The following is a 17495-nucleotide window of genomic DNA, read 5'->3' as shown; positions in this document are numbered from 1 at the left end:
TTTTTCCTAAGATAAAAAGATTTTTGCAGCTTAGTGATTGCCGTAACAACTATCATTTCTGGCACTCCTGGTTGTCAGCCACTTTCATGGCAAAAGCGCTACTGGGAACGCCTATCACTCTGTTCTAGCGGGGTGAAATCAATCAGAATGATAGTGCGAACGCCAACGCTGGCATTTTCATCGCAAGTTACGGGATTGATATAATGACAAATCGCTGCATCATCGATGATGTAGCTATCAAGGGGATCATTAAGGAGAAAACGAGTTATCTCATGAGCAGGGACTTCTTCAAGCTGGCAATTTGCATAAGAAGGCGGTGCGATATGTGTTGCACCGCCTTCGACATTATAACGTTCAATCAAATGTACAGCGGTGAACGGCTGACCGTCACGATGAAAACAGTTAGGCGTAATTTTTGCCGGTTTACCCGGTAGTGCCTGCATTCGGATTAGATGCACCCCACACAGCAAACGGGAATAATGCTCCGCCATGCCGGTTAGACTCAGATCGTGCCAAATGAGTTTATTAAGTAGCCCTTTATTAAGTATCTCATCAGACATGCGCAGGAATTTGCGTACTACACCACCAAATTCAGGTTGATATTCACTTCCCTGATGATAATCAATCTCTATGCTATCATCGGGCTGCGGATAACCTGTTTTCCAATGAATAGTTTCTGTTTCACGGCTCCATACTCCTTCACAATAACTGCGGTGACGACCATCTTCACCAAATCGATCTAACGGCAGTGACTTCGATAATTCACACAGAGAGATAAGATCGATTTTTTCACTGTCAGAAAGGTCAAGATCGGTGGCATTGAAAGTGGCAAACCCTTGTTGCTGCAAGCTGTTGCGGATATGTGCGGTAGTAAGACGGTAACTATTTGGTGCGTTAATAAATATATTCCAGCCCATTGTAATATCTCTTTATTAGGGTGAACTACAATGACATCGTATTAAATTAATTACGATATCTTAGGAAAAACCAGTTAATACTAATTAACTCAAAAAATTATTTAGTTATATTTAATGATTTTAAAAAACACCTATAAATAAGAATATCTCGATTTTGCATAGTCAGTGCAACAACATTGCCATGCTTTTTGTCGATCTACAAAATCAATCAATCAATTTCTGACAAGTCAGATAGTAAAGAATATTGCTAGATAAATGAGAGAGATAATTTTAAATCAATAGGCCATTAGACCATTAGACCATTAGACAAATCTACTATAGTATAACAACCGTTTTTTGAGTGAATTAATCACCTCAATAGCATTGCCTTTCTTGCTGGGTGAAACAATCGCATCCTCCGACAATACTTTGACATCCATCTTTCCTTTATCATCCCTGGCTAGCAGCGCATAAGGATTAGTAAAGTCAATTTTTTTATCTAAATTCTTCACTGATCATTTCATGACTAAAAAATTCTAATCCATTATTAAACATCATTATTTTAACCCTTTTTTAATGAGTGAAACGCCTTTACTGTAACTTCCGCCAATCATATAAACAGCCTAACAATAAAAATATTTTCACTAAAATTTAATTAGAAAATAGATCGCAGAGTATACAATGTCAACTTGGGGTTTTATTTTTTATTTGGCAAAGAAATTTTACATATAAAGAGGCATCAGAATATTAAATTTAATTGATTTTAAATCTAGTATATTATCAACCGCTTTTATTGATTCGGCCAAAATTGCCGTTTGTCACAACCTCTATATACCCAATGGATTTCAAGATGCATCGCGGCGGCAAGGGAACGAATCCCCGGGAGCATAGATAACGATGTGACCGGGGTGAGTGAGTGCAGCCAACAAAGAGGCAACTTGAAAGATGACGGGTATATTCCCCGTCATAGAGTATTTGAGAGAGTTGCGCAGCGAGGAAAAACGAGTATGGGCTGGTTTTTATGACTTTTTAAACGAAACCGAGGTTAATTAAGACAAAGTGCCGGAAAAAAAACAGCACTTTGTCAATGAGTTGAAGAAAATCCGTAGAGCGGGTTTTCTTCCTTAAAGGTAGAAAGCTATGCGCTTACCTGTTGGAAGACGGCCAATTCTGCTTGTGAAATTTTTAGCTCATCACGCAGTTGGCTAAGGGCGAGCTGGATACTGGCTTCTTCGACCCGTTCCGCGACTCGTGCCTGCATTTCAGGACTTTCTTTAGCCAACAGTTCTCTGTAAGTAGCCATGATTATTTCTCCAGTTTCGCAAGATGTTTACGGTACTCGGAATCAGCCAGCTGAGTCATATTCCTTCATAGAAGCGTTTCTCATTTAATTCCGTTGTGGATAGTTGGAGACATTGCTCGTCTTGGTCCTGCACACCCATTAGTTTGCAATTAGAAAAGAAATTTAAATCTGGCGCGTGCGCCGTAGCGTCGGTCATTATTACTGTTGGCAATTTTGTTGTTGGCATTTGCCTCCAGCATAGAGACGTAGGCGCCAAGATAGAGATTAAAGTTTTTCATATTCATAATATTAGGAATCTGATATGACATATGGATGGTATTTATATCGTATTTACCCGGTTCATTGAATGGGTGATTAATATATGCGGTTGTATCGTCAGTATTGAACGTTTTGATATTGTTATGGGCATAGATATAACCCAGTTCGAAACGATGCCACATCACATTAATGCCGGTAGTGAAATTATGTTCATCTGAGGCATCCAGATAGGCGGTATTCAGGTTAGCAACAATGCCATCATCAGGATCGGCCTCCAGACCGTTCCAACTTAATGTCATGCCGTAACCATTGCGTCTGGATTGATCGACCCATTGCCCTTGATTATTCTGGTAGCCATAGGCGTTATTGACGACATTACTCTCCATCGCTATGGCTGCACTAAATTGATCTTTTTTCCAGGCTGCTACCGGGCGCAAATAGGCGACATTTTTTTTATTTTCCAGTGTGTTGCCGTGGTAAGTGTTATCTCGGAATAGTGAAGTGCCATCTTCAAGTAGGGTATTGAGTTCGAAATACCAGTTACCTGCGTATTTGCTCAGCATCAAGTTACCACCGCTGTTACTGCGGCCACGTCCTTCTTTCATCATGTAGATATAGCCGAAACCGTCGGCATACAAATCATTGGCGGTATTACCAGAATACTGAATAAAAGTATCTTGGTTGAGTGGGAACATATCGTAAGCTTCAAAACGCCCGATTTTTACCTGCCAGTTTTTCTCATTGCCGAAAAAGAAAGCGGCGTCGTCAAGATTCATTTTGCCAGTCATGTCTGCTAATGGTTGCACTCTAAAGCCGGCAAAGTTGTTGTTTTGATCACGGCGGTAACCGTCCAGTCCGATCAAAATGCGGCCATTAACATTCCAACGCTCTTTGTCGCCAGGTTTCCAGTCTTTATTATCGCTGGTTTTAAGTGAAGTAAGCTGACCGGTTCGGCTGGCGCTATCGAGATTGAATTCTACATCGCCGTATAATTTTAGATCGCCAAAATCATTCAATTTCAAGTTGTTGGTTGATGAAGCACTGTTTTCCAGCGGAGTGGTGCTTTGTGCTATTTGTATGGTCTGTTGTTTGGTTTCGATAGCGTGCTGTTCTAGTTGCTGCGCGCGTTGCTCGGCGGCAGTGGCTCGTGCTTCAGCTTGGGCAGCCCGCTGTTCTGCTTGTTGCAGTCGCTGCTCCAGTGCATCCAGGCGTGCTTCGATGCTATTGGTGGGTGAAGCGAGGGCAGAGGCTGAAAATATTAATCCTGGTGTGACAATCAGATAGTGAAGGTTTTTCATGATATGCTACCCTTTTGGGATATGAGTTATTATATCGTAGTTAAATTATCAAGCTGGTTTTTGGGCTAAAAGATAATTGAGTTGATTAGCAGATCGCAATCAACTCTACTCACCAGATAAAGCTATTGTGATCGAATACTCAAATTCGGTATGAAAGATAAGTAACGGTGGAATGGATTTCCACCACCGGGGTGGTCAGGGTTGCGTTTTCAAGATCAACAGGAATGATTGGCATGGTACGAAAGTGTTGGAATTGTTTGTCAATGTTAAACAAAGGGGGCTGTCAAAGTTGTTGTTATTTGAAATGAGAAAGAGTATCTGAAGTAGAAATAATTGCATGAATTAATCATCTTTCGAAGTATGAAAATGACGCATTTAATTCTATTATTTATAGAGATAAATTCATTAAAATCAATCTGTTGGGAATTATATTTTATCTTATCATTTTTTTAATTTACTATTTAAATGATTGGTAATATATTCAAAAGGTTATGAAATATATTTTTATATGTTGATATCCTACTAATTGCATTATAATATCAGCGTTGTTTGGGATGATAACTTCATAATAATCATATAGTTAAATTTTTTGCTACCCTTTTTGTGATCATTCCCGCATTACTACAGTTTTTTTTATGATAAAACATAAGAGATAATAAGCTAAATTTTTATAAAATATCAGGATTGATGCTGGATGACGTCGTCAATTCAGCTATATCTATTGTTTGATATGAGGAGGTCATTATTGATATTCATCACAAAACATAATGAATTCTAATGTGAGCATAAAGGCTCAAGTTCGATTGATATAATACGTGTTATTATTTAGGCTATGTCTTGGTTAAACATAAAAATACCTAATGAAGAGCTTGTCGAAAAAATCTGATTATCAAAATAATTTAGCAAAGTAATGAATTATTCCTATGTCTTATCATTGCAGGACTCAAAGATATAGGTAACAACCTGTTTTTTAATTGTATTGTGATTATATTGTATTGTAATCATGTAAATGCCGGTGCTTGTTGGCCCTACTCTTAACGAATGGCTGTTGTTCATCGGTTGGAGTTTTTTAAATGGTGTCACATTATGTTCAGGACAATGCTAAAAATTTAGGGAATACCATGACAGCCGAAGCCATTTATGGTTATGGAGATAATTTTTCCCTCCATGTTAGGTGCATATACCCTATGGATTTCAAGATGCATCGCGACGGCAAGGGAGCGAATCCCCGGGAGCATAGGTAACTATGTGACCGGGGTGAGCGAGTGCAGCCAACAAAGAGGCAACTTGAAAGATGACGGGTATAAACGTAATTAAAAATTGTGACCGTATACCTCTATCTTTTGCAATTCGTGTAGGCAATAGCCCTACATTCACTTCTTATATCGGGATCTATAGTCTCTCAAGTAATCATGAACGGGACTACCCCGTATTCGCTTTTTTATCAAGCATTAAGCGCAATAACGACAACTACCACGTTAACTATTTGTGAGGAAAAAGAGAGTGATAGACGTACAGATCAATGAAGTACCTCTTAAGGAACACAGCCCTTCAATTAATGATTGTTTGGATGAGCAAAAGTTACTTTATGACATGCTGCTGTCACGGGAATTTGATAATCGTAGTGCGATAGTCACACGACAAGGTCGAGCTTGGTTCCATGTGTCGGCTGCTGGACATGAAGGGTTGGCTGTGTTGCCTCAGCTTATGGAAAAGAATGATGTACTGGTTCCTTACTATCGTGATCGGGCATTAGTATTAGCGCGTGGTATGTCTATTGTTGAAATGACAAGGGAACTTATGGGTAAGGCCACTTCTCACTCGGCCGGCCGAACCATGTCGAATCATTTCTGCTCCAAAGAGCATAATATCTTCTCGGTAGTCAGCTTGACCGGAACCCAATGTATTCCCGCGGCTGGAGCCGCCTGGGCAAGCGTGTTGGACAATAAAAATGGGCTTGTCGTGTGTGGTGTCGGCGATGCGGCGACCCGGCAGGGAGAATTTTATGAAGCGGTCAGCTTTGCAGTTGAAAGGCGTTTGCCGGTAGTCTTTGTGGTTTCCGATAATAAATTGGGTATTAGTACCTCAACGGAGAAGATGGCTCCGTATCGGTTGGGAATATTTAACGAGTGTTTGATTCGCCGCGTTGATGCCCGCAAACCGGAAACTTTGTTTCCTGTTGCACAGGAGGTATTCAATAAGGCGAGATTTGAGCGGACTCCTTGCATATTGGTTTGTCGTATGGATCGGTTAGATTCTCATTCCAATTCAGATTCTCACAAACTGTACCGTACCCCGGATGAGCTGGAGGTACTACAGGACCCTATTGAAAATTATGTCGCTTATTTAAAGGAAAAAGGAGCGATTACCGAGCAAGCTCTGGCTGAACAAAAAGAGCGCATTAAAGCGGATGTCGCGGAAATATTTGAGCGTGTTTACCACGAAGAAGAGCCTGATCCTGCAAGTGTCAGTACCTATTTATGCAATCGTGAAGGAACGCCTACCGTACATGTTGAGATGGAAGCCGAAGAGACACAGGTCAAAGCGGTAAATCAGGTTTTGGACGAGGCATTGAGTCAGCACCCGAATGTGCTGTTATTTGGTGAGGATATTGAAGATCCTAAAGGTGGTGTTTTTGGTTTCACCCGTGGTTTATCCACTCGCTATCCTGATCGTGTTATTAATGCTCCCCTTTCAGAAGCCACGATTATTGGCTCGTCTGTTGGATTGTCCGCCTGTGGTTGGCGTCCGATTGTTGAACTGCAATTTATTGACTTTGTTGGGCTAGGTCTCAATCAATTACAATCACAACTTGGCACTTTAAGTTGGAGAACGGTAGGAAAATGGCGTTGCCCGGTGGTGATATATGCTCCTTATGGCGCTTATCTCCCTGGTGGTGGTATATGGCACAGCCAAAGCTCGGACGGTATCCTGGCGCATATTCCCGGTATTAACGTTCTTGTTCCAACGACACCGGCTGATACCGTCGCGTTGTTCCGTACCGCGTTAAGTCTGGACATGCCGAGTCTGATCCTGATCCCTAAACACCTTATGAGAGAGCGCCATGAGCGTCGGTTAGTGAGTCCGGTGTCGCTTGGGCAGGCAAATATTGTCAGGGCAGGAAAGGATATTACACTGGTTGCTTGGGGAAATACGATTCAGCTTGCGACTATGGCGGCTCTTCAGGCGGAAAAAGACAATATTGACATTGAAGTGATTGAATTACGTAGTCTGGTACCTTGGGATAAACAACGGATTGCGGAATCTTTACGCAAAACCGGGCGGCTTATCGTTGTACAGGAGGATACCCGGACGGCCAGTGTTGGTGCATCCATTATTGCTGATATTTTGGATGAGAATGACAATTTCTTCTCTTTATTGGCACCTCCGCGTTTGGTGACGCGTGAAGATATTCATATTCCTTTTAATCCTTGTTTAGAGAAAGCTGTTTTACCCGGTACGGATGACATTTTGGCCTCCGTCTATGCGGTAATGAGCTAAGGAGAACTTATGGCACAGTTGCTTATTCCCCCGATGGGAGAAGGAACCACTGAAGTCGTCATCATCCAGTTACTTAAGCAGGTGGGGGATCATGTCAAGCGTGATGAACCTGTTTATGAAATGGAGACGGATAAGGCCGCCTTTACTATTGAGTCTGATGTTGAGGGGATCTTGGAAAAATGGTTGGCGGCGGAAAATGATATTATCCCTGTTGGATCGCCTATTGCAGTCATCAGAGCTGTTGGCGAGATAGCAGAGCCTTCCCCTGTCAGTGAAGAGTTAACGCCTCCGCCGGAGAAAATGGAGAGAGTGGCGGAGGAGGTAGAAAAAATAGAGAAAGTGGAGGCGGCTCCTGAAGTATCTGCTCCTCCTGCGCGTATTCCGCCAAAAACCCGTCAGTATGCACAAGAACACCAAATTGAGCCGCACATTCTTAGCCAACTGGCGGAAAAACATGGGACATTATTGCCTGGTCATATAGATGATTACCTCCAGCAATACCGTGAAATTAAGATATCAGAAGAAACCAGGCCGTCAGAAAAGAGCAATGCAGAAAATGACAATGTGGGTTTTCTGTCCAGAGATCAGCAGCGTCTTAATCGTGCAATACGGTTAAATAGTGCTGCGGTACAACCTTGTTGGGCAGCTAAACCACTACCGATTGAGCTTGTTGATAACGCCATTCATCATTTAACGGAAACCTCCGGGCAACAGGCGTGGATAACGCCATTTCAGGTCATCACTTATGCGATTTCTCAGGCATTGAAAAAATTCCCGATGTTGCGTTCGAGGCCGCTTGATCAAGAGCGTTATCACACTTATACGGATATCAACCTGGGTATTGCTTTTCTGGATGAAAAAGGCGATTTGAGTTCGTTAAAAGTACCGGGAACGCAGACCATGAGCTTTTTTGAGTTCAGGCAACACTTGAATGGTGTACTTGATCCCGATGCGGAAAAACTGCCCGTTGATATTGATGTTCCTATGATGATCTCATATACCGGCAACGATGGTGCTACCTTTGCTGTACCTCTTATTGTGCCACCATCTCAGTCAACATTGTTCATCGGTGCGCCTCACAACAAAGAGATGAACCTCGTTCTGGCATTTAATCACTATCTGCTCAATGGGGTAGAGGCGTCTGAATTTATTACCGAGATTATTACTCAGGTTCGTGTTCTGTCTGGGCCACGATCTACCGTGCATCAGATAGAAGGTAAATCAGGTAAATCGGTTTCCGGGCAATTACGCACGCTGTTGGCGGATTTCCTGAATTGGGACGAAGATTTTACTGAATCAATGATGCAGCGCACTTGGGCTGATTTGGGCATTGATTCGCTCAAGGCAGTAAAACTTGCAGAGTTGATGTCGGTGCATTTTCGTCGAAAATTATCGCCGACGCTGTTCTGGCGTTATAGCTCGCCGCATCGATTGATTGAATATCTTGACACTGCCAAAACTGAACTGACTGAGAATAAACATTCCTTAGATGACTTTATTAATGCGATGCGTAGTCTTGATGGCGAAGCAGCATTAAGGTTACAGCGCCTCATAGAAGGAGGAAAGCATGGATAATCTGTATCACATATATCATTCGCTTAGTCCGAATGAACAACGGATAGCTAAATCTGCCTTGTTGGAGCATTTAAGTTCCATTACTCCCTCAGTAAGTAGTGCGGGTGATACGAAACAGATGCCTATTGCTATTGTGGGCATGGCTTTCCGACTTCCTGGGGCGGAAGATTCTCCAGAGCAGATGTGGGAGATCTTAAGATCTGGACGCAGTGTGATAGAAGAGATGCCAGAGCAGCGGTTTGCATCAGGAAAACCTTACGTCATTCCGTTACCTAAAAAAGCCCTGAAAGCGGGGTTACTCGATAGTATTGATGGTTTTGATGCGCCATTCTTTGGTATTTCTCCGCGAGTTGCGGCCATGATGGATCCGCAACAGAGAATGCTATTAGAGCTGACCTGGCAAGCGATCGAAGATAGCGGCGCCAATCCGCTTGGCTATTCAGGATCAAAGACGGGTGTTTTTATTGGTTCGTGCAGTAATGATTATCGTGAACTTGTTGCGGCCGATATGGCGATGGCAAATGCTTATGCAACGACAGGGACACTGAATTGCCTTCTGGCTAACAGATTGTCATTTTATTACAACTTTATTGGCCCAAGTTTGCAAATTGATACTGCGTGTTCAAGTGGATTGACGGCACTGACTCAAGCGGTGAATTCATTGCGTTCGGGGGAATGCCAACAGGCGATAGTTGGCAGCGTTAACCTATTGAGCAACACATTCAACATGGCTGCTTATTACCGGTCGGGAATGTTATCTAAAGATGGCTGTTGTAGGGTTTTTGACGCGGATGCTAATGGTTTTGTCCGTGGTGAAGGGGCTGTCTGTCTATTCTTGAAAACGCAAAAACAGGCCTTAGAGGATCGGGATCCGATTTATGGATACGTTCGAGCATCGGCGGTCAATCATGGTGGACGTGCTAATTCATTGACTTCGCCTAACCCTGAGCAGCAAATTGCGTTGGTTAAAGATTGCTTGCTACAGGCTGGAATTTCTGCGGAACAAATCAGTTACCTTGAAGCACATGGAACGGGAACCTCGTTGGGTGATCCTATAGAATTTAATGCGCTTAATGAGGTCTTTAATCATGATGAATCAGGAGAAGCGCTACAACCTTGCTATATTGGTTCAGTAAAAGCCAACATTGGGCATTTAGAAGGCGCTGCGGGGTTAGCTGGCATCGTTAAAGTTTTATTAATGTTGCAGCATAAATCTATTGTACCTAGCGCCGCGTTTCAGCGTTTGAATCCTGAAATTGACAGTGTGGATTCACGTTTACAACTGGCTACAGAGGAAAATTCTTGGCGAGTGGGGGCAGGGCAAAAGCGTTTCGCTGGACTCAGCTCTTTTGGATTGGGGGGCAGCAATTCTCATGTCATTTTAGAGGAGGCGCCAACTCAAGCGCAGCAACAGATTAAAGCCAATTTGGAGGGGTATTATTATCCCATTTCGGCTAATAGCCTGGTATCGTTACAAAAAATGGTGACTATGCTAGGGGATTTTATCGAGAACGATGAAAGCATTGAACTGCCAGCGGTTAGCTGGACATTACAGTTTGGTAGGGCAGCGTTATCCTATCGGGCACTGTTTGTTGCAACATCACGGCAGGATCTTTTGAAGCAGTTACGGGATTTTGCTTCGTCTACTTCAACGAAAGAAGATCAATGGCTACATATGGCAGAAGACGACTCTCGATTTTTATGGTTACGAGGTCAGGATATAGATTGGCGTACTTGCTGGCCTTCCGGGCAGAAACCGCTGCGTATTCGATTGCCCAAATATGCTTTTGAACATCGGCGTTACTGGTTACCTCACAATGAATCCGTGGTTGCAAAACAGTAGGCAGTGAAGCGAGACAGGAAAACCAGAGAGCATGGTGGAAACCCCACAATCTCTTACGAGATTGTGGGGTGTCTTTTGTTTGTCTTATGTTTTCGTTTGTATTGAAAGAAGGTCCTCGGCGGATTTGGCTAACCTAATTTTGGGATAATATCATTTTAAACTGGGGTTATCTTTACAAAGATATTTAAAATGAGCGTTTTACAGTGATTGTTGTCACAAAGTGAATATTTGTAAAATACTACTATGGAATTACATATTTCTGTTTGATATATTGTTAATAACCAGTTAGTTTATTTATCTATATAATTTTGTGATGATTAAATTTTACTGGGAAATATTATTTACTTGATAGAGAGATAGTATTATTTCAATTAATAAAGAGAGATGATAGTTACTTTAAAATTTTATTTATAGAGATAAAAGGAAGGTAATATGGAATTTATTAAAAATAGATTTTGTCACTGGAATGGTGAACATCTCGTTGTCGATACAATGGCTAGAAGTCATAAAATGGTTAACAGTATGGGAACGGGTGAGGGATTAGTTTCGTTTGATGGCTTTGGTGCTGATCTAATTCGTTTCAGTAAAAATGAAGGGATGCAGAATCATACTCACTTAGGGCATCATATCTTATTTGTACTCTCAGGAACGGGTTATGTTATTTATGCTGGTGAAAAGCATGAAATAGAGCCTGGAGTTTGTTATTTTGTGAATGGACAAATAGATCACGCGATTAAAGCAACTAGCGATTTGGTCATGGTTGTTGTCGGTAATAATCATTGTGCGGTTGATTCGCAAGATAGGACGACGCTGGTGCCATATAGAGAGGGAACCCCAGAAGAATTAAAGGTTTAACTTGGGATAAATTGAATTAAACATGTGCTAGTGCTTGGTGAATTGCGAAAATGCCATGATATTCTGCCAGAGATAAAGTATCTAACATTATATTCATGAAGATAATTATAAATCAGGAGAAGTAATTGGAGTGATAAAAGGATGATATAAGATTTTTTCAATCAATATATATGATCATCTCATGAAGGGGATCAGGTACTAGCCGATGAAACATTAGATTTACTGTAAATAAAATGGAGAAATATATTAGAGATAATATTCTATTGTAATAATAAAGGTGGGAAGGACTATTGAAATTATTTAAATATAATATTTAAATTGGAAAATAATTTAAATGGGTGGTGATAATGCATTTCTGAATGGAAATTAACTTAAATAACCTGAGTTCTGGTTAAGCCGTTACTAACATATCCATTTCTAAGCAGGAAATATTCAGTGATTTTGTTCTCTTTGAGACAATAAGCTATCTGTCCCCTAATACATTTAACATTAATCCTTGCACACTACAGTGTCGTGAATGTTCTATTTGAGAAATATTGGGTATCTGTATTTAGGGATTGATGAACCAACTAAAGGATTCCCTTTCTCGATATTTATATCTCGTATTTCATGATTGAGTAGTGTCAATCTTAGTGCTACTGTAAATGGTATTACGTGATTGGTGAATCATTGTTTCTCAGGCCATTACAAATGCCAACTATCAGTGAGTTTTTTGGCATCCTGATCCGGATGTACTACGACGACCATAATCCGCTTCATTTCCATGCTTATTTCCATGCTTACTACGGTGGACATGAGGCTATTATCTCAATTGAAACCTTGAGACCTTGGAAGTCATGGAAGGCTCATTGCCCAAACGAGCAAGGGCTCTGGTCATCGAATGGGCGGTTGAGCACAGGCAGGATCTGCTGAATGACTGGTAACTGGCTGAGCAGCATCAGCCTCTCAACAAGATTGAACCGCTGGAGTGATTATCATGCGCAGAGTAACGAAAGTGGAAATAAAGCCAGAATACACCCTGGCGGTGACGTTCGATGATGGCACCTATGGAGAGGTGTGCATCGCGGATCGGTTGTTCGGACCCATGTTCGAGCCACTGAAAGAGCAGAAATTCTTTGCCCAAGCGCGTGTTGATGAGTGTGGCGCAGTGTGCTGGCCGAATAATGCTGATCTGGCACCCGACGCACTCTACAAAAAGCTTAAATCCCACTTAAGGGGTAATATATGACTGAACTGTTTGCATTGCTTGCGTTTTTTGGCGTGTATGGAACGAAAACCTAGTTAAACACGGATAGCGGTTTATTGATCATTATCCCACTATCCGCTGAATCTCTGTTTACCACAAATATCGATAATCAAAAGAGATTTGATAATCATAAGCTGATAAATCAATTTGATGCCTGAAATGGGGCTGTAGAATACTCACCCATTTAGATTCCACATCAAAGCCGCCGTTATTTATATTATCTTCTGTTGATATGCCTAATCCACTAACCATAACATCAGCATTATCTTCAAAATCTTTAGAATATTCACATCCTTCCCCTAATTCTGTTTGTTTATCAAACCATTCCAATCTTAATTTTAATCCCATTATATACCTCACAAATATTGTTTAATGTTTCGCCCTTTGATAGCAGGTTTTAGCTCTTTTCCAGTCTTATAATCTATAGAGCAAAGGTGCTCACCATCACTTACTCGGTAAACTTCCAATTCACCATGCTGAGAGTCCCATTCATAAATTCTTCGGCCTTTACTATCTACCCATCTATCCCGTTTACCACCCCCATTTTGTTTTGGAGTTTTTTTCTTAGCTGACCGTAACCCAGAAACCCCAGTAATTTCCTCTGTTTTTGGGCAGGATAATAATTGTGTCCATCTTGTGGCAATCCACTTCTAGGCTTACTCAAATACACATACACCGGTGGCATATTAGGGATGGGGAGTATCAGAATATAATCCCGAAAATCCTTCTCTTCCGGCATTGGCAACGATTCAATATCGCTGCCGACTTTATCCGGGATCGGTAACACGGTTATCTGCGATGGAATAAACGGCTGTTCCTCATTCCCGGTATGGGGTGGAACTTTGAATTCCTGCTCGTTTGGTGTCCATAAAATTGTTGGCCGGTATTCTCCCGGTTCCCAGAACTCATAATCACCGGTGACCGGATTCCGTTTCATCATAAGATCGAATTTTTTGCTTTTAGCTCTGATGCTAAGTGGATAACAGTTTGATTAGTTGTATTGAACCACTTACTGTTATTGAACTTGATCCCGCAAATACCCGGTCAAATTTCTCATTGTTCCAGCCATCGGATTTTTTCTCTTTTGTCATGCTAACCGCCATTTGATTCCATATTTTCTGATTGATAGCGTTTGAAAATCTGACAAGGAAAGCCGTGGCTGAAGATAGCGATCTTGAGAAAACAGAAGAACCCACGTCCCATAAGCGGGAAAAAGCGCGAAAAGAGGGGCAGGTAGCCCGCTCCAGAGAACTGAGTTCTATCTTGATGTTGACCAGTGGTTTAAGTTTGCTCTGGATGAGCGGTCAGTCAATGACGCATGAATTGTCGTTGATGGTGTTTGAAGGGTTTAGCTTTGATCACAGTATGGTCAGCAATGATAAGCAGATGGTTCAACAGATTGGTAGGTTGCTGCAACAGGCTGTTTTGGCCCTGCTGCCAGTTTTTGCTGGATTAGTGTTAGTTGCATTAAGTGCCCCGGCGCTATTGGGTGGATTAGTGTTCAGTACCAAATCCATCAAATTTGATCCGAAAAAATTGAACCCCATTTCTGGCCTGAAACGTATTTTTTCAATGAATGCGTTGGCGGAATTATTCAAAGCGCTACTTAAAGCGGGATTTGTCGGTATTGGTGCTGCTTTGTTCCTTTGGATGAACTGGCCTGCCATGTTACGGCTCATAGCTCAACCGCCACTGTTGGCACTGGATGATGCTATGCAAATGCTGATATTCGCCGGTTATGTGGTGGTTTTCATGTTGATACCGATGGTGGCTTTCGATGTTGTTTACCAGATATACAGCCATTTGAAAAAACTGAGAATGACCCGGCAGGAAATAAAGGATGAATTTAAAGAACAAGAGGGGGACCCACATGTTAAAGCGCGTATCCGTCAGCAACAACGGGCGGCTGCTCGTCAGCGTATGATGGCGGATGTACCGAAAGCGGATGTCATTGTCACCAACCCAACTCACTATGCTGTTGCTCTGAAATATGATGAAAAAGCGATGAGTGCGCCAAAAGTATTGGCGAAAGGGGCGGGGATTATTGCATTACGGATTAAAGAGATAGGTACAGAAAACCGCATTCCATTACTTGAGGCGCCGCCACTTGCCAGGGCACTTTATCGCCATAGTGAAGTTGGCGGGCAAATTCCCGCGACACTTTATGCGGCAGTCGCGGAAGTCCTTGCTTGGGTCTACCAATTGAAACGTTGGAAACGGGAAGGCGGCTTGAAGCCGAAGAAACCTGAAAATCTGCCAGTGCCGCCAGCACTGGATTTTGCTGGAGAAAATAATCGTCATGGCTAATTTGGCCTCTATACTTCGTTTACCGGGCAATATGAAAGGCTCGCAATGGCAAATGCTTGCCGGGCCGGTATTGATCCTCTTGATTTTGTCGATGATGGTATTGCCATTGCCGCCATTCATGCTCGATTTGCTGTTTACGTTTAACATAGCGCTATCAATCATGGTGTTGCTGGTGGCGATGTTTACCCGGCGTACGCTAGATTTTGCTGCATTTCCGACCATTTTGCTGTTTTCCACGTTATTGCGCTTATCTCTTAACGTAGCTTCAACCCGTATCATTTTGTTGGAAGGGCACACGGGTTCTGCGGCAGCGGGGCACGTTGTAGAGGCATTTGGTCATTTTCTGGTTGGTGGCAACTTCGCTATCGGTATTGTGGTATTTATCATCTTGGTATTGATTAACTTTATGGTCATTACTAAAGGTGCGGGGCGGATTGCCGAAGTGGGCGCCCGTTTTGTGTTGGATGGCATGCCAGGTAAACAGATGGCAATTGATGCCGATTTAAATGCCGGATTAATTGGTGAAGAAGAAGCGAAGAAACGCCGTACTGAGGTGACACAAGAATCGGATTTTTATGGTTCGATGGATGGTGCCAGTAAGTTTGTGCGTGGCGATGCGATTGCGGGATTGATGATCTTAGTTATCAACGTCGTTGGTGGCTTAATTGTTGGTGTGGCTCAACATGGTATGAGTTTGGGGGATGCGGGAGAAGCGTATACCCTGTTAACCATTGGTGATGGTTTGGTTGCACAGTTACCTGCTCTCATTATTTCTACTGCGGCGGGTGTTATTGTTACCCGTGTAGCAACGGATCAGGACGTTGGTCAGCAGATGGTGACTCAACTGTTCAACAATCCCAGAGTGATGATGTTGAGTGCGGGTGTTCTCGGATTGTTGGGCATGGTACCGGGAATGCCCAATTTTGTTTTCCTGTTATTTACCGCGGCATTGGCTGGTCTTGGCTGGTATCTATATTGCCGTACTGATGCGCCGGCAATAAATACAGAAAAACCAAAAATAGAAGAGCAGCAACAGACATCAGAAGCTTCATGGTCCGATGTTCAGCTTGAAGATCCTTTGGGTATGGAAGTGGGATATCGCCTGATCCCGATGGTTGATTTTCGGCAAAATGGTGAGTTATTGGGGAGAATCAGCGGAATTCGTAAGAAATTTGCCCAAGAGATGGGATACTTACCGCCGGTTGTTCATATCCGGGATAACCTTGAACTGGCCCCAGCGGGCTACCGTATTTTGATGAAAGGAGTGGAAATTGGTCGTGGTGAAGCGCATCCGGGGCGCTGGCTGGCGATTAATCCCGGTGGTGCAGTGGGGGAATTGCCAGGTGATATCACGAAAGATCCCGCTTTTGGCCTGTCTGCGGTTTGGATTGATGATAGCCTCAGAGAGCAAGCTCAGGTTCAGGGGTACACGGTGGTTGCCGCCAGTACGGTTGTTGCGACCCATATGAATCATCTGTTGACGCAATATGCCAATGAATTGTTTGGTCGTCAGGAAGCCCAGCAACTGTTTGAGCGAGTCAGCCAAGAGATGCCTAAACTGACGGAGGACTTTATTCCTGATGTTGTTAATCTGACAACCTTGCATAAGGTGCTTCAAAATCTGTTGTCCGAACAAGTGCCGATTCGAGACATGCGGACAATTATTGAAACCTTGGCTGAACATGCACCTGGACAAACTGATCCCTATGAATTGACATCTTTGGTTAGAATTGCGCTTGGTCGGGCAATTGCTCAACAGTGGTTCCCCGGAGCGCAGGAAATTCAGGTCATCGGATTGGATGCGGGCCTTGAGCGCTTGTTAATTCAGGCGTTACAAAATGGCGGTGGTTTGGAACCCGGATTGGCGGATAACTTGCAACGGCAAGCAACGGAAGCACTACAACGTCAGGAAATGTTGGGCGCGCCTCCGGTACTGTTGGTCAATCATGCATTACGCCCGCTGTTATCGCGTTTCTTGCGTAGGGCTTTGCCTCAATTAGTGGTTTTATCTAATCTTGAAATCAGTGATAACCGTCAAATTCGTATGACTGCGACCATTGGTGGTAATGGATAGCGAGTGACTTGCTCCCGCCGCTCAGTCATAGGTGACTCTGGCGGGGGCTGCTTAATTCTCTTTTCAGGGCTTAAATCTTGCCACATTAACCGTTTTATCCCTTGTTGATTGCGTTATTTTTATAGTTTTCTGCGTAAAATAACCTCGATAAAACACCGGAGTACGGGGTTTTAAATGGTTATGGCTGGGTAGATAAATGTAAAATCAGCGGAAGATAGTTTCAGATCTTTTACCTGCTTTAAAAAATCTTTAATCGCTTTTTTTATCTTTATTGATTAAAGTTTTTACCTGTTTTTACCTTATGCGTTTGTCCTTTTTTCCAGAGTTTAAAAACACGCT

At 42.7% G+C, this 17495-nt stretch carries 14 protein-coding genes and 4 pseudogenes; 11 read left to right on the top strand and 7 right to left on the bottom strand.

Annotated elements, in window-relative coordinates:
* Positions 1-98: 98 nt before the first annotated feature.
* A complete protein-coding gene (locus AAC155_RS10120) occupies positions 99-917 on the bottom strand; it encodes a 2OG-Fe dioxygenase family protein (RefSeq protein WP_113042030.1) in 819 nt (272 codons plus the stop codon).
* A 302-nt stretch (positions 918-1219) separates the two neighbouring features.
* Positions 1220-1408, bottom strand: coding sequence for a hypothetical protein (locus AAC155_RS10115; RefSeq protein ID WP_112877907.1), 189 nt, complete (start codon positions 1406-1408; stop codon positions 1220-1222).
* 384 nt (positions 1409-1792) lie between these two features.
* Between AAC155_RS10115 and AAC155_RS24465 the strand changes: the two are divergent.
* Positions 1793-1915 (top strand): annotated as a pseudogene (locus tag AAC155_RS24465) (IS982 family transposase); the annotation flags it as partial.
* A gap of 119 nt (positions 1916-2034) precedes the next feature.
* Here AAC155_RS24465 and AAC155_RS10105 read toward each other — a convergent pair.
* Both AAC155_RS10105 and AAC155_RS10100 read right to left on the bottom strand, forming a co-directional pair.
* Positions 2035-2199, bottom strand: a complete 165-nt coding sequence (locus AAC155_RS10105) for a hypothetical protein (protein WP_228900862.1) — start codon at positions 2197-2199, stop codon at positions 2035-2037.
* 149 nt (positions 2200-2348) lie between these two features.
* Positions 2349-3755: a carbohydrate porin gene (locus AAC155_RS10100; protein WP_113042029.1), complete on the bottom strand. Its 1407-nt coding sequence runs from the start codon at positions 3753-3755 to the stop codon at positions 2349-2351.
* 1146 nt (positions 3756-4901) lie between these two features.
* Between AAC155_RS10100 and AAC155_RS10095 the strand changes: the two genes are divergently transcribed.
* The 5 genes from AAC155_RS10095 to AAC155_RS10075 all read left to right on the top strand — a co-directional run bounded on the left by AAC155_RS10095 (position 4902) and on the right by AAC155_RS10075 (position 11529).
* Positions 4902-5072 carry a hypothetical protein gene (locus tag AAC155_RS10095; RefSeq protein ID WP_158536538.1) on the top strand — a complete coding sequence of 57 codons (171 nt, stop codon included), beginning with the start codon at positions 4902-4904 and terminating at the stop codon, positions 5070-5072.
* A 186-nt stretch (positions 5073-5258) separates the two neighbouring features.
* Positions 5259-7256: a dehydrogenase E1 component subunit alpha/beta gene (locus tag AAC155_RS10090; protein WP_228900291.1), complete on the top strand. Its 1998-nt coding sequence runs from the start codon at positions 5259-5261 to the stop codon at positions 7254-7256.
* Between the two features lie 9 nt (positions 7257-7265).
* On the top strand, positions 7266-8831 hold the full coding sequence (locus AAC155_RS10085; protein WP_113042027.1) for a biotin/lipoyl-containing protein: 1566 nt from the start codon (positions 7266-7268) through the stop codon (positions 8829-8831).
* Positions 8824-10674, top strand: a complete 1851-nt coding sequence (locus AAC155_RS10080; protein ID WP_113042026.1) for a type I polyketide synthase — start codon at positions 8824-8826, stop codon at positions 10672-10674. Before AAC155_RS10085 ends, AAC155_RS10080 begins: the two co-directional genes overlap by 8 nt.
* 432 nt (positions 10675-11106) lie before the next feature.
* Complete coding sequence (locus AAC155_RS10075; protein ID WP_113042025.1) at positions 11107-11529, top strand: cupin domain-containing protein; 423 nt, start codon at positions 11107-11109, stop codon at positions 11527-11529.
* Positions 11530-11920: 391 nt separating this feature from the next.
* Here the strand turns inward: AAC155_RS10075 and AAC155_RS24460 are convergent.
* Positions 11921-12076: pseudogene (locus tag AAC155_RS24460) on the bottom strand (IS982 family transposase); the annotation flags it as partial.
* Between the two features lie 143 nt (positions 12077-12219).
* Here AAC155_RS24460 and AAC155_RS24455 point away from each other — a divergent pair.
* The 3 genes and pseudogenes from AAC155_RS24455 to AAC155_RS10070 form a co-directional block, all read left to right on the top strand.
* A pseudogene (locus tag AAC155_RS24455) lies at positions 12220-12339 on the top strand (DUF4160 domain-containing protein); the annotation flags it as partial.
* Positions 12340-12365: 26 nt separating this feature from the next.
* On the top strand, positions 12366-12452 hold the full coding sequence (locus AAC155_RS24450) for a DUF4160 domain-containing protein (RefSeq protein WP_392392046.1): 87 nt from the start codon (positions 12366-12368) through the stop codon (positions 12450-12452).
* A 53-nt stretch (positions 12453-12505) separates the two neighbouring features.
* The gene (locus tag AAC155_RS10070; RefSeq protein WP_113042024.1) at positions 12506-12757 is read left to right on the top strand and encodes a DUF2442 domain-containing protein; all 252 of its coding nucleotides are present in this window, start codon (positions 12506-12508) and stop codon (positions 12755-12757) included.
* 108 nt (positions 12758-12865) lie between these two features.
* On the opposite strand, the gene AAC155_RS10065 is transcribed toward AAC155_RS10070, so the two are convergent.
* On the bottom strand, positions 12866-13123 hold the full coding sequence (locus AAC155_RS10065) for a colicin E3-like toxin immunity protein (RefSeq protein WP_113042023.1): 258 nt from the start codon (positions 13121-13123) through the stop codon (positions 12866-12868).
* 8 nt (positions 13124-13131) lie between these two features.
* Positions 13132-13715, bottom strand: a pseudogene (locus AAC155_RS10060) (colicin E3/pyocin S6 family cytotoxin); the annotation flags it as partial.
* 215 nt (positions 13716-13930) lie between these two features.
* Here AAC155_RS10060 and flhB point away from each other — a divergent pair.
* Entirely contained in the window at positions 13931-15082 is a 1152-nt protein-coding gene (gene flhB / locus AAC155_RS10055) for a flagellar biosynthesis protein FlhB (protein WP_113042022.1), read from the top strand.
* Positions 15075-17156: a flagellar biosynthesis protein FlhA gene (gene flhA / locus AAC155_RS10050; RefSeq protein ID WP_113042021.1), complete on the top strand. Its 2082-nt coding sequence runs from the start codon at positions 15075-15077 to the stop codon at positions 17154-17156. The genes flhB and flhA overlap by 8 nt, the downstream gene beginning before the upstream one ends.
* Positions 17157-17495 lie beyond the last annotated feature (339 nt).

The organism is Photorhabdus sp. HUG-39, from assembly GCF_963878365.1.
GTDB classification, from domain to species: Bacteria; Pseudomonadota; Gammaproteobacteria; order Enterobacterales; family Enterobacteriaceae; genus Photorhabdus; species Photorhabdus kayaii.
The sequence above is the reverse complement of the archived record's forward strand: the minus strand, read 5'-3'. Positions and strand labels throughout refer to the sequence as shown.

Excerpts from the sequence above, each read along its gene's own strand:
- AAC155_RS10120 (WP_113042030.1), bottom strand. The coding sequence starts at position 917 with ATGGGCTGGAATATATTTATTAACGCACCAAATAGTTACCGTCTTACT.
- AAC155_RS10105 (WP_228900862.1), bottom strand. The coding sequence starts at position 2,199 with ATGGCTACTTACAGAGAACTGTTGGCTAAAGAAAGTCCTGAAATGCAG.
- AAC155_RS10100 (WP_113042029.1), bottom strand. The coding sequence starts at position 3,755 with ATGAAAAACCTTCACTATCTGATTGTCACACCAGGATTAATATTTTCA.
- AAC155_RS10095 (WP_158536538.1), top strand. The coding sequence starts at position 4,902 with ATGGAGATAATTTTTCCCTCCATGTTAGGTGCATATACCCTATGGATT.
- AAC155_RS10085 (WP_113042027.1), top strand. The coding sequence starts at position 7,266 with ATGGCACAGTTGCTTATTCCCCCGATGGGAGAAGGAACCACTGAAGTC.
- AAC155_RS10080 (WP_113042026.1), top strand. The coding sequence starts at position 8,824 with ATGGATAATCTGTATCACATATATCATTCGCTTAGTCCGAATGAACAA.
- AAC155_RS10075 (WP_113042025.1), top strand. The coding sequence starts at position 11,107 with ATGGAATTTATTAAAAATAGATTTTGTCACTGGAATGGTGAACATCTC.
- AAC155_RS24450 (WP_392392046.1), top strand. The coding sequence starts at position 12,366 with ATGGAAGGCTCATTGCCCAAACGAGCAAGGGCTCTGGTCATCGAATGG.
- AAC155_RS10070 (WP_113042024.1), top strand. The coding sequence starts at position 12,506 with ATGCGCAGAGTAACGAAAGTGGAAATAAAGCCAGAATACACCCTGGCG.
- AAC155_RS10065 (WP_113042023.1), bottom strand. The coding sequence starts at position 13,123 with ATGGGATTAAAATTAAGATTGGAATGGTTTGATAAACAAACAGAATTA.
- flhA (WP_113042021.1), top strand. The coding sequence starts at position 15,075 with ATGGCTAATTTGGCCTCTATACTTCGTTTACCGGGCAATATGAAAGGC.